Raw genomic sequence first — 16,413 nt, 5'->3', positions numbered from 1 at the left:
AGGGTAAGTGTGCTTAATCAACGTGGAATTCGAGTGCGATTCCAACGCGTTCGTCCGACGGAACGCGAGGAATATGCGGGTGGTCGCTTTCCAGGACAATACGTCCAATGGTTTGGCCGTAATAGTTCCCTACTGGGGTACCGGGGGGGACTTGAATCTGAAGCTGGAACAGTCCTTTTTCCTGATCGAGTGGGACGACTTTCACATCGAGAAATTCAGGATATTTGCGAATTTCGGTCACGTTCCACGGCGTCGCTCCCTGATCGACTCGAAAATTAAGCTTGAGTAGTTCGCTTCCTTTCTCAGAAGAGACCTGACCAAGCTTGATGCGTCCCCAGCCATCGATCAGCGGAGAGAAGAACTTGACGCCAGGATCTTTGACGCGAAGGTCGATGTTGAGAGCGACCTTAGGAGTTCTCGCATCGACCTGCTCCTCGTCGGTAAGTTCGTCAGGGTGGGCAGTGAATTGCACTTGGCCGACATGGTGGCCTGATTCCAGATCGCCGGGAACTTCGACTTTGACAATGTACCCACAACGTCCTTCGACAGGTTCAAGATCCTCGGTCGATGCTTCGTGTAAGGTAACGTTCAAACCGGGGATGGTTGCCTTAACGTCTTGGGCGACGTTACCCAGCGACTTGAGCGTACGCGAGTACAAAAGTACCTCTTTGGTTGGACTGTCACCGGGGTAGAGGGACGAAAAGACCACTTCCGATTCGCTCAAGCCCAGACGTGTTTCCGTGAGGCCTTTGACGACCAGCTCAATCTCTTTTCGATTGGGATCATTCGTGTAGATGGTTGCCGATTGAGAGAAGGGGCCCTCTTTGAATTTCAATGTCCATTCGAGTTTGATCTCCGCAGATTGACCAGGCATGACCTTTGAGGTCTCCAGGCCCAGGATCGTGCAGCTGCAAGAGCTTGGCCCTTGTTTCAGTTCCAGCGGGGCGGTGCCTTCGTTGCGGATCTCGAAGACATGATGCGTTTGGGTAAAACGGGGCAGGACGCCAAAGTCGTAGGATGTTTTCGGAGTAACAGCGATGGGATAGGCTGTGCTTTTCTGGGCGGCTTCCTCATCCTTTGTGGATTCTTTTTCTACTTTGGTTTCGTTGCTGGTCGAAGGCTCTACCGTGGCAGCCGCTTGCGTGTCCTTCGCTGGCGTTGAATTCGATGTTTGAGAATCAAAGGGGCCTGACAACCATAAGACTCCCGCAATCGTGACGGAAATCAGCAGGATAACCAGGGGCATGAAGCGGCTCATGGCAATTGACTCGAAAGTAGGTGGGGAAAGTAACATGAAAGCGAGCCTTGGGGTTTCCCCCAAGGCTCGGACTTTCTAGAGGTCTCGTAGTTTTCGGTTCCTCTCGTCAGGCCAAGGCCCTTGAAGACTAGTCTTCGAAGGTACCCTTCATAGCCTTACGAGGCAGGATCGAAACGCCACAGTAGATGTCGAACCAGTCCATTTCGACGGTGTTGTCGGTGTAACCAACCTTGTCGATCAGGGAGTTTTCAACATCGGTACCATTTGGATTGATGTTGAAACCTGGGTTCAGGAAGCCGTCGCCATTGACGTCGAAGGCGGTCTTCACCGAACCGTCAGCCATCAGGATGTTACAAGCACCGCCGGTCTTACCAACAGCGTGCCAAGCGAACCAGTCGCGAGTGTCCTGGGCCCACTGGGCACCGTCACCACCGGTACCAGCCATGCGCTGACCGTCGGCGTTGAAGTTACCAGCACCCGAAGTGTCGTTGGCAACTTCGTCATTTGCGAATGCAGTTGGGTCATCAAGACCGTCCCACGAACCAACACCAGTTTGGCTGTAGGCCGTGAAAGGAATTGGGTTGACTTCAACGCGCGTCGTGACGCCAGAAGCGGCACTAGCACTTGCGATAGCAGGACCGTCATTGAACGATTCGGCCAGACGCGCACCTTCGATCAAGTCGGCGTCAACGCTCAGGTCAACCGACAGAACAGCTTCGTCCGTGTCACCAGGGGCACCGCAACCTTGCAGTGGAATCGCCTGGGAAGGAACGATTGCGGATTCGACCGTACGGGTACGAATACCACCACGAGTGCCGCCCAGACCCTTCATTTGGCCAACAACCAACAGGTCCTTGTTACCAGTACCACCGATGGTGAAGGTGACCTGTTCGCGGACAGCGAACCAGCTCGAAGCGTAGTTCGTGTTGTAGCCCTGATCCAGCAACTGGGTCTTCAGGTACTCAGCGCGTGCTGCGGTAGTGGCAGGCGTATTGCTGAATGGGGCAGCGGAAGTTGGACCACACAGACCTGCGAACAGTTTGTTCGTCGCGACACCTTCTTTAGGGTCGGTCGTAGCGGAACCACCCAACAGGTCGTTCAGCTTTTCCAAACCACGCAGCGGGGAAGTTGGGCAAAGCATTTCGGCAGGAGCAGCGGAACCAGTGTTCACCAAGTCCGCAACCCAACCGTAGGTGTCTGGGCAACCGTCACGCTTAAAGTCGTAAGCGGAGCTGATCAGACGACCACGCTTGTCGACGCCGGCGAAGATGTAAGCACCGATACCGAATTGACGCAGGTTGTTCTTGCATTCTGCGTTACGAGCAGCTTCACGAGCACGCGAAACGGCAGGCAGCAGCAGGGCAACGAGGATACCGATGATGGCGATAACCACCAACAGTTCAATCAACGTGAAACCACGCTTCTTCATTGAAAATCTCCAAGGATTTAGTTACAAGCAATTGTGGAAAGAGTGTCGTAAGACGCTTTTCGAGAGGGCCGAGGCACGGAGTTCCAAATCTAGTGCTTCGGTCTCTCTTTTTTTGTGCTGTGATATTCCATCTGGGGGTGGGGGCTTTGAAGACGCTTCGGCGTGATCAAAAGCAGGTTGACATAACTACGAATGGGAACCGAATGACTACTACGACCTCCTTTCAGTAAAGTGATTTGGCTAGATTGTCGCTTTGGATTGTCAACGAAATGTGAATCTCGGAGCGAATTTTCGATTAAGGTTAATTCCACTTCTTTGTGGCGAGGGTTGACCCTCATTTGTGGCAGTTATTTGAACTTCAGCGGTTTTAGGTCCCACCGCGAGTAGCACTCGGTTTCAGGGACTTCCGCCTCATCGCTGCGGGTGTATCCGACCAAGTAGTCCTGACCTGCGATGAAGCCAGGATTGAGGTAACCGTCGCCATCGCTATCGGTGAGGGAACGAACGCTTCCGTCGGCCATCAGGACGTTGCAGACATCGCCGTGAATCGCGCCAAACTGACGCAGGTCCTGGCGGCAACCTTCCCACCACGCAGCTTTCCAGACCTGCTCAGTTACGCCGCTAAACACAGGCGGTTGCATGAGCGTGGTAGCGGTCCAACCAGCAATGGCATCGGTTGTCGAAACTCGAGGACCCCATGTGCAAAAGGGGACCATTGGGTCACCTGCTCGCACGCTGCCTGATAGTCCGCGTGTCAATAGCCCGCCACCGCCCGACAAACCATCGCCCATCAGGGGAATCAGGCTAGGAGATGTGGCCGCGTTGTCGACCATTGCGGTGGTCAGAGGCCCATGGGTTGCGCCCAGGGAAATCAAGGCGTTTGAGCCTGACGTGCTGACAACATTTCCTGTTGGACGACGCGTTGAACTGTCGTAGCTCATCCGAACGCGCGAGCGTACCAGGAACCAGTGAGCCGTATAGTTGGTGTTATACAGCTTGTCGTAGATGTTTGTTTTGACGTGTTCGTCGCGCTGATCGCCTGGGGTTTGTAAGGCAACCGTCTCGCAAATTTCGCGACAAGGGTTCTTGCCAGCTAAGCCACTTTCCAGGGCGACCGTCAACGAGCCAAGCGAATCGCCTTCGGGATCGGCGAAGTTGGCGTAGTCGTTGGGAGCGGTTCCTGTTTTCGTGACATTGGTTTCGGATAGCAGGTCTTCGTAGGTATCGGAGATTTGCGAGTTGTTGGAAGCACAGAGCATGTCACCAACACCGATGTTGGTATTGACCAGGTCAGCGACCCAACCCACTTCGGTAACAGCCCCATCCCGTTTCCAGCTAAAACCGCCGGAGGAGAGACGTCGCCCTTTATCGATACCGGCAAAGTTGACTAGGCCAATACCGATTTGCTTAAGATTTGACTGGCATTCCATCCGCCGTGCCGAAGCCCGTGCACTGGCGACTGCCGGCAAGACCAAGCCAACCAGGATTCCAATAATCGCGATCACGACCAACAGTTCGACGAGCGTGAACGCTGGCCTTGGCTTCGCAAGCAAATTGTTTGATGTCATGGAGTCTCTGCGTTTGGTGAGGCTACGATGCGGGTTGGCAAAATCGAGTGAAAGTGAGATCACGAACACTTACTGATTGCCTGCCTTGCCGTGTACATTTCGAGCATATTGTCAGGACGACATGTTAAGAACGGATTTAGCCCCGGTTGTCTTCGCTTAAAGAGAAGCGTTCAGAAGCGAGCTAAACATTCGAAGCTGCGCAGCGGTGAGTCCGGTAGAGCCGTTTTGTTAAGAATCAGCGGTTGGTGAGTTGGCTCAAGAAAAGGAAGAAAGCCACCCAAAATCACTCGCTTTTTTGGCGAACGCTATTGGGTGGCCTTTTCCTGGAACTCACACTTGCTTCGTAACATTCTTGGAGGGAAATGTCTCGATAGCCTTGTTACGATCTCTTCATGCCAATGGTTCGACCCCGGGAAAATAATATTGAGAAATCGCACTTCCGTATCCCCGGCCGTGGGGAAAACCTCTCGAAGAGATGTTGGATCTTTCTTGGCAGACGGGCATCCAAGCAGGCATTGGGCGGTCAGAATCGTCGCATTTCGCCATCCAAGTGACTTCGTTGTTTAAGGAGTAAGTGTTGTCTGTTAAAGGAGTTATCGTCCAGGTGGCAGTTGGCATGCCGCAGCACTATGGCAGCGCGGAAGCGACCGATCCGATGGATAAGCCCTGGCAGACCGGCTTCTTCAAGCAACCGGTTTCCCAGGCCATTCGCTTAAATCGATTGGGGTTCGAGGGAGACGGCGTCGCCGATCTGGTCAATCACGGGGGGGAAGATAAAGCCGTCCTGTGCTATGCAGCCGAGCACTATCCCGTTTGGCGTAACGAGTTTCAGCAAATCGACGCGATTGCCGAGCGTTTGCCAATCGATAGCTTTGGCGACGGGGCATTCGGCGAGAACCTGACCGTACGTGGGCTTTCAGAAGATAACGTCTGCCTGGGAGACATCTATCAAGTGGGAACCGCTCGAATTCAAGTCTCTCAGCCGCGTCAGCCGTGCTGGAAGCTAGGGCGACGTTGGCGACTGAAGCAACTCACGGCACTTGCCGTGTCAACCGGCCGCATGGGCTGGTACGTGCGTGTTGTGGAAGAAGGGACCGTTAGCGGTGGCCTAGGGATGGATCTGGTGGAACGTATGCTGCCTGAGTGGCCTATCGCGCGGCTGAACGAGCTCTTCTATCACGATCGGAGCAATCTAGAGGATGCTCAACAGATGGCCGATTGTGCCGTTTTAGCGGAAGCATGGCGGGGTGAATTTCGAAAGCGGGTCGAAAAAGCAGCGGGCTAGCAGACAAATTTCTACCGTCATTATCGGGCGAGTTTCTTCGCAAACGAAAATGATCATGGGATTTAGTGAACCTGAACCGGGCTGGTGGTCGAACTTATTCTTCGTGTTTCCGACCTATCCTCATGGCAATTGTGAGGTAAAATAGGGGAGCATCACGAACAAAGGATATAAACCTTCGGCCCACATCGGCTGAGGGACCATTTTTTTGCGATTGCCCGTTTCATCAACGGCTAGTGCATGTGCACGCTCAGAAACGCGCAATTCTCGCAGCGACTCCACTCGTCGCATCTGGCCGAAGGTTTAATTTCAAAAGACGCTCCGCTGACTAAGCGGGGCGTTTTTTGCTTCTTGGCAATGCAGTGGCTTGAAGGGGTACAATGCTGAGCAGCCGTACTCGGAAACAATCACGACAGTTCGTGAGGTGGGAAATGTCGCGTTGCTCGTTGAATTGGATCTCTTGCAGTCTCAGCGTTTTGCTCTGTTTGGTCGCGAAAGGTTTCGCGGACGAACGTCTCCAGTGGGATAAGCCACCCTTTGAAGCGTTCTCACAGAAGCTGAGCGGCGTCATCGAGAAGTACTACCCCGATGCCAAGCTCGAGCAGCCGAAGGAACCTGACCAACATTTGAGATGGTCCGCGAAGACGCGCAAATTCATGGTCCATTTGCCCACACTGACCGGCAAGTGGCAAGAAGCGATTGAGATGGTAGGCCCCGACCGAAAGGGAATCCTCTGCACGGCGCATCTTCACGAAGGGCCCTATATGGGCATGGCCGCGGTGCCGCAGACGTTCGATCGACACTATTTCCAAGTGCTGATGATGGCTCCCAATCGCAAGGACGTAAACGCCCATGTGATCGTTCGACTTTACTACCCGTCGGATGTCGACAAAGCGTTTGTCTCAGAGATTGCCGAGCTCGTGAATCAATTCGACTCCGAGCGTTAGGAAGGCGTTCCTTCCAGCGGCACCAGGTTCTCTTTCGAGAGCCGTCGCAGCTGTCCACAGGCCGCGTTGATCTTGTCCCCTTTTCGGTGGCGGAACTTCACCGTGATACCGTGGCTTTCCAGGATCTGGCGAAAACGCTGCTGGGCCTGGACCGTTGGCGTTTCATAGGGGAGGCCAGGGACCGGGTTATAAGGGATCACGTTCAACAGGGCAGGGCGGCCTTTAAGCAACTTGGCCAACTGCTGCGCGTGCTCGGGACGGTCGTTCAGCTCGGAAAGAAGCACGTATTCGAAGGTGAGCCGTCGCCCACTCACCTCGAAATAGTGATCGGCCGCGTCCAGAATCTTTTGGATGCCGATCGTCTTGTTCACTGGTACGATCTGGGTTCGCAGCTCGTCATTAGGGGCGTGCAGCGAAACGGCCAAGTGATACCGCGTGTCGAGCTTAGAAAGCTTGTCGATTGCCGGAGGCAAGCCAACGGTGCTGATCGTAATTCGCCGAGCACTGATGCCCAGGCCGTCTTCTGCCGAGGCAAGATCGAGCGCCGGTAAGAGGCGATCGATGTTGGCCAGGGGTTCGCCCATGCCCATCACAACGATGTGGCTCAAACGTTCGTCTTCCGGCAGCAGCATCTGCAGCCGCAGCATCTGTTCGGCGATCTCACCGGAAGTCAGGTTGCGGTCGACGCCATCCAATCCGGAAGCACAGAAGACGCAGCCCATCGCACAGCCGACCTGAGAGCTGATGCAGATGGTCCGGCGGTCGCCGTCCCGCAGCAAAACGCATTCGATGCGTCCGCCATCGTGTAGCTGGACCAGCAGCTTCTCGGTGCCATCGTCCGCGGTGGTGTGCTTGGCGATGGTGGTCGTCCAGATCCGGCAAGACTCGGCTAGCTTCTCGCGAAATGGCTTGGGCAAGTTGGTCATTTCGTCGAACGAGTCGACCCGCTTCTGCACGATCCACTCGCGCAGTTGCTTCGCCCGAAACTTAGGTTGCCCCAGCTCTTTGACGGTGTCTTCCAGTTGATGACGGACGATTTGTTCTACGAGATCGATCATAGGTAAGGTCTGCCTGTGAGACCCTATGGCTATTTTGAGGGAAAACGGTCTGCCCATGGTGAATGGCAGTGGAATCCGTTATATTAGCTAAATTCAACCCATTGCGAGGGTAGGTCCACTAGGTGAACTCGTCTTTTAATAGATTCTCGCCTTCGCAGGTAATTGGTCAACTTCCCACAACGGCAAGATTGCACTATGGCTCGAAAAGTCGCTAATCGTAAAGAGTTGCGCGCTCAAGCGGAGGCTGCTGAAGCCGCCGAAGCTAAGGACGAAGGAGCACCCAAGAAGAAAAAGGCGAAGCGCAAATCCCGCAGTAAGAAAACCACCGAAGTCCGCATGAAGATGTTCTGGGGGGTTTTCAATCAGTCGATGAAGCGGGTCGCTCTTTACGACTTCGACCAGAAGGAAGAAGCCGAAGCCAAAGCCGCCGACCTGAGCAAGTCTGGCAAGCCGCCACACTTCGTTCAGAAGGTTAAAGAAACGATCGAAGAAACGATCGAGTAACGGCACCCCCCATCACGCCCTACCCAGCGTGCCGTTTCGTAGTTGCCTCGTCCTAGTACCAACAACTCACCTGTTTGAGTGCGGGAGTCCCCACGATGATGCTGCGAATGAGTCTAGTTACCTGCGCTGTGCTTTTGGTGACGGCGCTAGGATGTACGAGTGAAGCTCCGGCACCTGCTCCTTCCGGAGGTGGCGGTGCCGCTCCGCCGGCCCCGGCACCGGTGAAGGCCCCCAAGGTTTCACTCGCCCCAGTTGGTGAGGCGACGCCTCCGCTGGATGGTGGTCGTGTTCAGTCGAACATGCCCGAGGGTTGGAAGTTCCTGCCGCGATCCAACGACTATCTCTTTGCCGCTTACTATGAAGACAAGGCAGGCATTCCGCGGCTTGTGCTGCGTGAGGCCGACGCTGGCGATCTACCGCAAACGTCTTCGGCCGACTCCGCCAAGCAGTTGGTTGCCAAGATCACCGAAGAAGTGGGCAGCGACAAAGACTCGGCCCTGACCGTGGTCAACATTGGCGACAGTTGGTATGTCCGCTACGAGAAGGCTATGAAGTTCCGCAGTCTGGCGGCCAACGGCGTTTTCCTGGAAACGGTTCGCTCAGGCAAACGGTACTCGATCGAGCTACTCACCTACAGCGTCGACAAGGAAAAGTTCCTGCCAGCGCTCTATCGCTTTGCAGCGGACTTGAAGGTCGAAGCGGCCGAAGAGCCAGTAGCTCCTGAAGAGGAGAAAGCCTCCGATGAGCCAGCGGAATCGACCGAAGAAAAACCGGCTGAGGAATCCGAGAAGGATGCCCCGGCCGCCGAAGAAGGCGCGAGCGAAGAGTAACGCTCGGCCGAACGATCACAGCCCCTTCCATCCCCTCTATCTTCTTTTTCATGAGATGCCCGCCCATGGTCCGTTCTCTCGTATTCGCTGCCGTTGTCTGCTGTGTGGCTCCTGCTTTTGGTGAAGCACCGGCTGCACCTGAAACCAAGCTTTGTAAGCCTGGCAAGTTGGTCGCTTTCGAAAAGTTCGACAAGCCTGACGTGATGATCAAGAAGGGCAAGCCGGAAGCAGGCCAGTGGCGCGACGGTCTCGGGGACTGGAAGACGGTCGACGGAGCCGCTTACGCCATTCAGGAAGCACCCAGCGAGAAGCGACCCAACGGTCACGAAGCCGTATGCGAGTACGTGACCGACATGCGCGACTTTGTGCTGACGGCCGAGTTCAAGATGAATGAGTCCCCTCAGGTAGCGTTTGTCTTTCGCGATACGAATCAGCCGAACCTGCATCAGGGCCGCGTGATGATCAAGCCGAATGCGTTCTGGATTCAAAAGATGACCGGTATCTCGAAGGAAACCCGTCGCGAAGAACTGAAACGCATTAAGCACGATGTCGAACCCGACCAGTGGCATAAGATCAGCATCGAAGTGGTCGGCGATCGGATGCGAGCCACGCTCGATGGCCAGGAAATCGAAGCCGCTCACGAGCGTTTCCTCGATCACAAAGGCCGCATCGGTTTCGTGGCCCGCGGAGAAGGGGCCCTGTTCCGCAACGTGGCCATCTGGGAAGCCGCCGCGAAGTAGGCTTGCCGACCAGTTACATGCCGAGTCCTTCGAGCCAGCTCGACTTGTCCCAATCGACCCAGCTTTCGACGAGTTTATCACCTTCGTAGCGATCGGTGTGGACGCCGGTCCAGGTGGTCGTCTTTCCGGTCGCGTCAGCATCGCGGAACGCGCCGGTATTGGTGGCCGTCATCCGCCAGCGCGAGCAAACGTAGTCCCCTTCGGCTACCTGAAGTAGCACTTCCATCTTCACGTCCGAGAAACCTTCGTGGAAATCTGTAACAAGGGCTTTCCACTCACTCAGCGACTTGGAAGAAGTTCCTCCAGCGGCGTCCGGCATTTGGTGATTGACGTAGTTGTCAGCAAGGTAGTCCGACGCCTGGTGCACGGCATTGTCGCCCCACAATTCGAGCAGCTTTTTCGAGCTCGCTTTTTTGTCGATCGCCATGAGATCCCCCTGTAGATGAGTAGCTCCTGCTACGAGGTTATCCTTCGGGGTGATACCGTGCAAATGATTTTATCGGCCGAGCCGAATAGAGCACACGAGAACAAAAAAAGCTCCTCGCCTGGGCAAGGAGCTTTCGTTGAACGGTATGCTGCGGTTGCTGCTTACGAGACCGCACACGAGTCGTCGTCGGGGCACTGGTAATCGAAGAACTTACGTTCCTTGATCACCTTGGCGACCGGTGGAGGAACCATCGCTTCCCACGAGGAATCGCACTCGCTGATCTTGCGGAGCACGTCTCGCGAGAAGATGCCCAGGCACTCTGGATTGTAGTTGTCCAGATCGCTGATTCCGTCTCGCTCCAGCAGGTAGCGGTACAGCTTTTGGAGTTCCGGTTTGATGTTCAGCGATTCGGTGGTCAATAGTTCATCGCTATCGCGATCGCGAAGTGGGTAGCAGTAGATCTTGAGATCGTTCTTGAACAGGCGTCCGAACGATTCGAGAATGCCGCCATCGAGCGAGGTGTAATACTTCTCGTCGAACAGTTCGCGGAGGCTGGCCGCTCCCATTACCACGCCGATGTGCTCGTTCGTGCAGCGGGCCAGGTACGCACCCAGGCGATAGTATTCGAAGTAGTCCGAAATCAGCACGTTCATGCCGCACGCGGCCATCACGTCGGCCCGGGCGAGGAAGTCGCGGCGGTCGATCTCCCCTTCGGCTTTCAAGTTCCGCATGGTGATCTCCATGATCTGGGCCACCTCTTTCCCTTTGATGTCGGGAAGCTGCGAGAACTTTTCGTGGGCACAGCTGAGCATGTCCACGTTAACGTTGCAAACGGGACGGAAGCTGCCGCGCTCGACCAGAATTGGTTTCTTGTAAAGGAATTCTGACGGTTGCAGCACTTCGCCGTTGGCCGCGAACATGGCGGCACCGCTCAAGCCGAGTTCAACCAGCTTCAAACTCATCAGGCGGTTATCGACCCGGCGGAAGGCGATGCCGGAGAACTCGATCATGTCGATTTCGATTCGCGAAGTCGAAAGGCCATCCAGCAGCGAGTCAACCAGCAGTTCCGGTTCGTGATGGTAGTTGAACGCGGCGTAGACCAGGTTCACGCCGACGATCCCCAGGGCTTCCTGCTGCAAGGCCATCTCGTTGTCCAGCATGCGGACGTGGATGATGATCTGGCTGTCGTCATCGCGCGGGTGAGCTTGGAACTTGATGCCCATCCAGCCGTGACATTCCGAGCCCCCTTTGTAGCCGCGGGCCTTCACCGTATCGGCGAAGGCAAAGAAGGTGCTCGTCTCGCCTCGCATGTCGGTCAAGCGTTCCAGGTTCAATGCATGCTCTTGGTCGAGCATCGCCTGCAAGCGTTCGCGGCAGACGTAGCGTTTGGCGCGTCCGTAGATCGCATCGCTGACCTGCATGTCGTAAGCGGACATACTTTTGGCGATCGTTCCGGCAGCACCCCCGACGCGAAAGAACCAACGAACGACTTCCTGGCCGGCACCAATCTCGGCAAACGTGCCGTAACGGCGGTTGTCCAGGTTGATGCTGAGTGCCTTCTGGTGGGTATCCAGGGGCTTTCCGGAGTTATTTTGGAGCATGCGAGTTCCGCTCGGTAAGCGTTGAGTTGGTTGAGAAAATCACGCGGCGAGTTACCGATCGCACGCCGACGTTTCGCCACGCGTGTTTCGAGCCACGTTGTAAATCGGTTTCGATCCGGGCCCTAGCGATTCAAGATAACAATTCGCGCAGTTCGTGCCACAGTCATCTATCGGGCATGTCTCGGCGCGAGTCGAGCGAGAGGGGTAAGTTTTCCGTGTTTAGGGGATTTGCGCCCCGTAACGGCCGATACGGGCAAATCCCGTTCCACTGAGTTTCTCAGATAATTTGGCGTATTCTGATCGTTTCAATCCGGAAAATTGTTGTTACCCAGTGACGAGGGCTCTAGATTTCCGGGTAGGGTCTCACGAAGTATCTATGCGTTTTGTGCATAGTAGCCATAGAGAGAATTCATTGGATGAATTGCTCCCGGCGCGGCACAATTTAGCGAAGTCGATTGGCCAATGCCCCACAGCGGGCCATTTCACATATTTCAACTCAACCGGAGAGATCATGACACGAACCAATCCCATCACAGCTTATTTAGCGAGTTGTGCGGTGATGTGCCTCACGGCTACCGCCGCTGCTCAGCAGCCAACCGTTCCGTCCAATCATCCGGCCGTCCCGGCGGGGGAAACGGCGAGCAAGTGCCCCATCACGGGAGCCATGAACGCTCTGTTCACGGCGGCCCATGCCAAGACCGGCGATGCTGAAAAGATTCCCGAAGGTTACATGGATTCCGGCCCGGTAATGTCCGTGAAGGACTGGTGGCCCAATCAGATCGATTTGACGATCCTGCACCAGAACTCGGCCCGCAGCAATCCACTCGGTCCTGACTTCAACTACGCCGAAGAGTTCCAGAAGCTCGACCTCGACGAGGTGAAGGGGGACATCAAGAAGTTGATGACCACTTCCCAAGACTGGTGGCCGGCTGACTATGGTCACTACGGTCCTCTGTTTATTCGTATGGCCTGGCACAGTGCCGGTACCTACCGTGTGACCGATGGTCGTGGCGGTGCTTCGGACGGGACGCAGCGTTTCGCTCCGCTCAACAGCTGGCCCGACAATGCCAGCCTCGACAAGGCTCGCCGCTTGCTCTGGCCAATCAAGCAGAAGTACGGCAACAAGATTTCGTGGGCCGACTTGATGATCCTGGCCGGTAACTGCGCCTTGGAAGACATGGGTTTTGAAACGTTCGGTTTCGCTGGTGGTCGTGAAGACGTCTGGGAACCACAGATGGACGTTTATTGGGGTCCCGAAAATGAATGGCTCGGTGGTGAACGCTACCACGGTGACGACGAACTCGACAACCCGTTGGCCGCAACGCAAATGGGTTTGATCTACGTCAACCCAGAAGGCCCCAAGGGAGAACCAAACCCACTGGAAGCCGCTAAGGCGATTCGCCTGGCTTTCGGTCGCATGGCGATGAACGACGAAGAAACGGTGGCTTTGATTGCCGGTGGTCACACCTTCGGGAAAGCCCACGGTGCCGCTTCGCCGAAAGAGTATGTCGGTCCTGAGCCGGAAGCGGCCAGCATTGAAGAGCAAGGTTTCGGTTGGAAGAACAAGTTTGGCAAGGGTAACGCCGAAGACACCATCACCAGTGGTTTGGAAGGTGCTTGGACGACCACGCCAGCTCAGTGGTCGCACGACTACTTCGACAACATGTTCAACTACGAATGGGAATTGACCAAGAGCCCTGCCGGTGCCCATCAGTGGAAGCCGAAGAACGGTGCCGGTGAAGGTACGGTTCCAGATGCTCACGTCGAAGGCAAATCGCACGCCCCGATGATGTTCACCACCGACCTGGCTCTGAAGATGGATCCGGAATACGCCAAGATCTCGAAGCGTTTCCACGAGAATCCGGAAGAGTTTGAAAAGGCGTTCGCCAAGGCTTGGTACAAGTTGACCCACCGCGACATGGGACCTCATGCTCGTCTTTTGGGTGCCAGTGTCCCCGAACCACAGCTGTGGCAGGACCCAGTCCCGGCAGCCGATTACACGACGATCAATGACGCCGACGTGGCGGCATTGAAGACGGCGATCCTCGATACCGAACTGACCATTCCTGAATTGGTGGAAACGGCTTGGGCTTCGGCCAGCACGTTCCGCGGCTCGGACATGCGTGGCGGTGCCAATGGTGCTCGCATTCGCTTGGCTCCGCAGAAGGATTGGGCCGTGAATAACCCTGAGCAAACTGCCAAGGTGATTGCCACGCTTGAGCAGATCCAAAAGGGTTTCAACGGTTCGCAGGCTGGTGACAAGCAGGTCTCGTTGGCCGACTTGATCGTGCTGGGTGGTTGTGCCGCCGTGGAAGCTGCCGCTAAGGAAGCTGGCCACGACGTGACCGTGCCATTCACGCCAGGTCGTACCGATGCGACGCAGGAAATGACCGAAGTCGAATCGGTTGCCTACCTGGAACCAACCTCGGACGGTTTCCGAAACTACATCGGCAAGAACGACTACGATCGTCGCAAGCCTGAAGAGAAGTTGATCGACAAGGCCAACCTGTTGACGTTGTCCGCCCCGGAAATGACCGCCTTGGTCGGTGGTTTGCGAGCGTTGGATGCCAACACCGGCGAGTCGAAGGTTGGCGTGCTGACCGACAAGCCTGGCACGTTGAGCAACGACTTCTTCGTTAACCTGTTGGATATGGACACTGCCTGGCACAAGACTGGCGACAACAGCTATGAAGGTCGCGATTACAAGTCGGGCGAGGTCAAATGGACGGCCACCCGCGTCGACCTGATCTTCGGATCCAACTCGCAGCTGCGAGCGATCGCTGAAGTCTACGCGACCGACGGTGCGGAAGCACGGTTTGTCAATGACTTCGTCAATGCTTGGAGCAAGGTGATGGACCTCGATCGCTTCGACGTCGATCGAGCAGATCCAGAGTTGAACTAAGCCGACGGATCGTCAGCGTATTCCCCCCCGAAAACGCGTCTTGCTGCTATGCGGCGGGACGCGTTTTTCTTTATGGGGTTACAAAAAAACGGCCTCGGTGGGATGGGTATCACCGAGGCCGTTTCATGAAAAGCTGAAGGGAGGAACAAAGAAAAGAGTGGGGTGGAGTTCGTTCTAACCGAAGAGTGCCGTAACGGCTTCGGCCTTCACTAGCTCGCGGGGCTGATTTAAATGGTTGTAAACGATCGTTTGCGGATCGATGCCGATCGCATGGTACATGGTGGCTAACAATTCCGTCGGGTGGACGGGATCATTCTTCGGAGCCGAAGCGGTATCGTCCGACTCGCCGTACACCTTGCCCCGGCCGATACCAGCACCTGCCAGGCAAGCGGTATAGCAGTAAGGCCAGTGGTCTCGACCGTCGGCACTGTTGTTATTGCCGGATGTACTCACGCCGCGTTGTGGACTTCGACCAAACTCGCCGACAGCAACCACGAGGGTCTCGTCGAGCATGCCGCGGTCGTCCAGGTCGGCAATCAACGAAGAGAGACCCGAGTCGAGCATCGGTGCCGACTGGTTCTTCATGCGATTGCTCAGGTCGACGTGATGATCCCAGCTGTGGTTGTTGCTGTTGGCAACTTTCGGCCAGATCACTTCCACCACGCGGGTACCTGCTTCGACCAAGCGTCGTGCCAGCAGGAGGCTTTGACCGAAGGTGTTGCGGCCATAACGATCGCGGGTCTTGTCACTTTCCTTGGAAAGATCAAACGCGTCGCGTGCCCGACCACTGGAGATCAGGTTGAGGGCTGTTTCGTAATACTTGTCCAGATCATACGACTCGACTGCTTTGTCGAGTGCTGGCATGCCAGCGTTGATCATGTCACGCAGACGGGCCCGACGTCCCAGGCGTGTGCTGGTGATTTCGGGACGCAGCTTCAAGTCGTCGACATTGATGCGGTCCATCTTGTTCATGTCCATATCATCTCCGGATGGGAAGAGATAATACGGATCGTAAGCACGTCCCAGGAAGCCGGCGGTGCCGGACTTGTTGACGACGTTACTTTCCTGCAGCGGACGCGGCATCATCACGAATGGAAGCATGGGGACTTCCGGCGGCTTGAATTTGATGATGTTGCAGCCGAAGTTCGGGAAGTCTTTCGGAGTGGGCGGTTCTAACTGTCCACTTGGGCTGACTTTGTCGGCCGTGTAGCCGGTATGCATCTGGTAGATGGCGGCTGTGTGATTGAACAGGCCGACCGGGGTGTAGCTCATCGAGCGGATGAGGGTGAGCTTGTCCGTCTCTTGGGCAAGCTTGGGCATGTTCTCGGTCAGGTCCATGCCAGGCACTTTGCTGCCGATTCGCTTGAACACGCTTTTCACGTTGTCCGGCACGTCGTCCTTCGGGTCCCACAGGTCGAGGTGGCTTGGGCCGCCTTGTAGGTAGACCAGAATGATGCTCTTGGCTTTGCCGAAGTTGGTTCCATGGGCACTGGACTCGGCCGCGACGGCCTGGCCTGACTGCAGATTCAGCATTTGCCCAAGCGAAAGCCCCAGCATGGCAGAACCACCGACGCGCAGCAGATCGCGACGAGTTGGTCCCAAGTGGGAATCGCAGACGTCCTTCGCTTTACTTCCAGGAATGACCAGCATGGGAATGCTCCTTGGTCAAATTGGGACGAATACCATCGCGTATCACGACGGTAAACGAGCGGAGGTAGGACAACCCAAGACTGTCACCAAGTGGGAGATGACATGCGAGAGAAGAGGTTCTCTCGAGTTGGGTAGCCAGCGCTTGCGGGGATAGCGCGGTCCTCAAACCGGAGGCCTGTTAGGATCAACCCCTCAATAACAAGCCTTTCAGGGCAGT

Annotated in this window: 13 protein-coding genes; 6 read left to right on the top strand and 7 right to left on the bottom strand. The window is 55.8% G+C overall.

What is annotated here, in order from left to right; genetic code table 11:
* Positions 1-13: 13 nt before the first annotated feature.
* The 3 genes from PSR63_RS09465 to PSR63_RS09455 form a co-directional block, all read right to left on the bottom strand.
* Positions 14-1,246 carry a DUF1573 domain-containing protein gene (locus PSR63_RS09465; RefSeq protein WP_274332719.1) on the bottom strand — a complete coding sequence of 411 codons (1,233 nt, stop codon included), beginning with the start codon at positions 1,244-1,246 and terminating at the stop codon, positions 14-16.
* 139 nt (positions 1,247-1,385) lie between these two features.
* Entirely contained in the window at positions 1,386-2,687 is a 1,302-nt protein-coding gene (locus tag PSR63_RS09460) for a type II secretion system protein (protein WP_274332717.1), read from the bottom strand.
* A gap of 347 nt (positions 2,688-3,034) precedes the next feature.
* A complete protein-coding gene (locus PSR63_RS09455; protein ID WP_274332715.1) occupies positions 3,035-4,255 on the bottom strand; it encodes a type II secretion system protein in 1,221 nt (406 codons plus the stop codon).
* A gap of 577 nt (positions 4,256-4,832) precedes the next feature.
* Here PSR63_RS09455 and PSR63_RS09450 point away from each other — a divergent pair.
* Both PSR63_RS09450 and PSR63_RS09445 read left to right on the top strand, forming a co-directional pair.
* Entirely contained in the window at positions 4,833-5,540 is a 708-nt protein-coding gene (locus PSR63_RS09450; RefSeq protein ID WP_274332714.1) for an MOSC domain-containing protein, read from the top strand.
* 428 nt (positions 5,541-5,968) lie between these two features.
* The gene (locus tag PSR63_RS09445; protein ID WP_274332713.1) at positions 5,969-6,484 is read left to right on the top strand and encodes a hypothetical protein; all 516 of its coding nucleotides are present in this window, start codon (positions 5,969-5,971) and stop codon (positions 6,482-6,484) included.
* Here PSR63_RS09445 and rlmN read toward each other — a convergent pair.
* Positions 6,481-7,542: a 23S rRNA (adenine(2503)-C(2))-methyltransferase RlmN gene (rlmN, locus tag PSR63_RS09440; RefSeq protein WP_274332711.1), complete on the bottom strand. Its 1,062-nt coding sequence runs from the start codon at positions 7,540-7,542 to the stop codon at positions 6,481-6,483. The genes PSR63_RS09445 and rlmN overlap by 4 nt on opposite strands.
* 195 nt (positions 7,543-7,737) lie before the next feature.
* Here rlmN and PSR63_RS09435 point away from each other — a divergent pair, with 195 nt between their 5' ends.
* From PSR63_RS09435 to PSR63_RS09425, 3 genes are all read left to right on the top strand, one after another.
* The gene (locus PSR63_RS09435) at positions 7,738-8,046 is read left to right on the top strand and encodes a hypothetical protein (protein WP_274332709.1); all 309 of its coding nucleotides are present in this window, start codon (positions 7,738-7,740) and stop codon (positions 8,044-8,046) included.
* 95 nt (positions 8,047-8,141) lie between these two features.
* Entirely contained in the window at positions 8,142-8,876 is a 735-nt protein-coding gene (locus PSR63_RS09430) for a hypothetical protein (RefSeq protein WP_274332707.1), read from the top strand.
* Positions 8,877-8,941: 65 nt separating this feature from the next.
* Positions 8,942-9,616, top strand: a complete 675-nt coding sequence (locus PSR63_RS09425) for a family 16 glycoside hydrolase (RefSeq protein WP_274332705.1) — start codon at positions 8,942-8,944, stop codon at positions 9,614-9,616.
* Positions 9,617-9,629: 13 nt separating this feature from the next.
* Here PSR63_RS09425 and PSR63_RS09420 read toward each other — a convergent pair whose 3' ends face one another.
* Both PSR63_RS09420 and PSR63_RS09415 read right to left on the bottom strand, forming a co-directional pair.
* Entirely contained in the window at positions 9,630-10,043 is a 414-nt protein-coding gene (locus PSR63_RS09420; protein ID WP_274332703.1) for an ester cyclase, read from the bottom strand.
* Between the two features lie 161 nt (positions 10,044-10,204).
* Entirely contained in the window at positions 10,205-11,644 is a 1,440-nt protein-coding gene (locus PSR63_RS09415; RefSeq protein ID WP_274332701.1) for a TonB-dependent receptor, read from the bottom strand.
* A 511-nt stretch (positions 11,645-12,155) separates the two neighbouring features.
* Between PSR63_RS09415 and katG the strand changes: the two genes are divergently transcribed.
* A complete protein-coding gene (gene katG / locus PSR63_RS09410) occupies positions 12,156-14,546 on the top strand; it encodes a catalase/peroxidase HPI (RefSeq protein ID WP_443111090.1) in 2,391 nt (796 codons plus the stop codon).
* Positions 14,547-14,720: 174 nt separating this feature from the next.
* Here the strand turns inward: katG and PSR63_RS09405 are convergent, their stop codons facing one another.
* Positions 14,721-16,196, bottom strand: a complete 1,476-nt coding sequence (locus PSR63_RS09405) for a DUF1501 domain-containing protein (RefSeq protein WP_274332699.1) — start codon at positions 16,194-16,196, stop codon at positions 14,721-14,723.
* Between the last annotated feature and the right edge of the window lie 217 nt (positions 16,197-16,413).

The organism is Bremerella sp. P1, assembly GCF_028748185.1.
In the GTDB taxonomy this organism is placed as follows: Bacteria; Planctomycetota; Planctomycetia; order Pirellulales; family Pirellulaceae; genus Bremerella.
The sequence above is the reverse complement of the archived record's forward strand: the minus strand, read 5'-3'. Positions and strand labels throughout refer to the sequence as shown.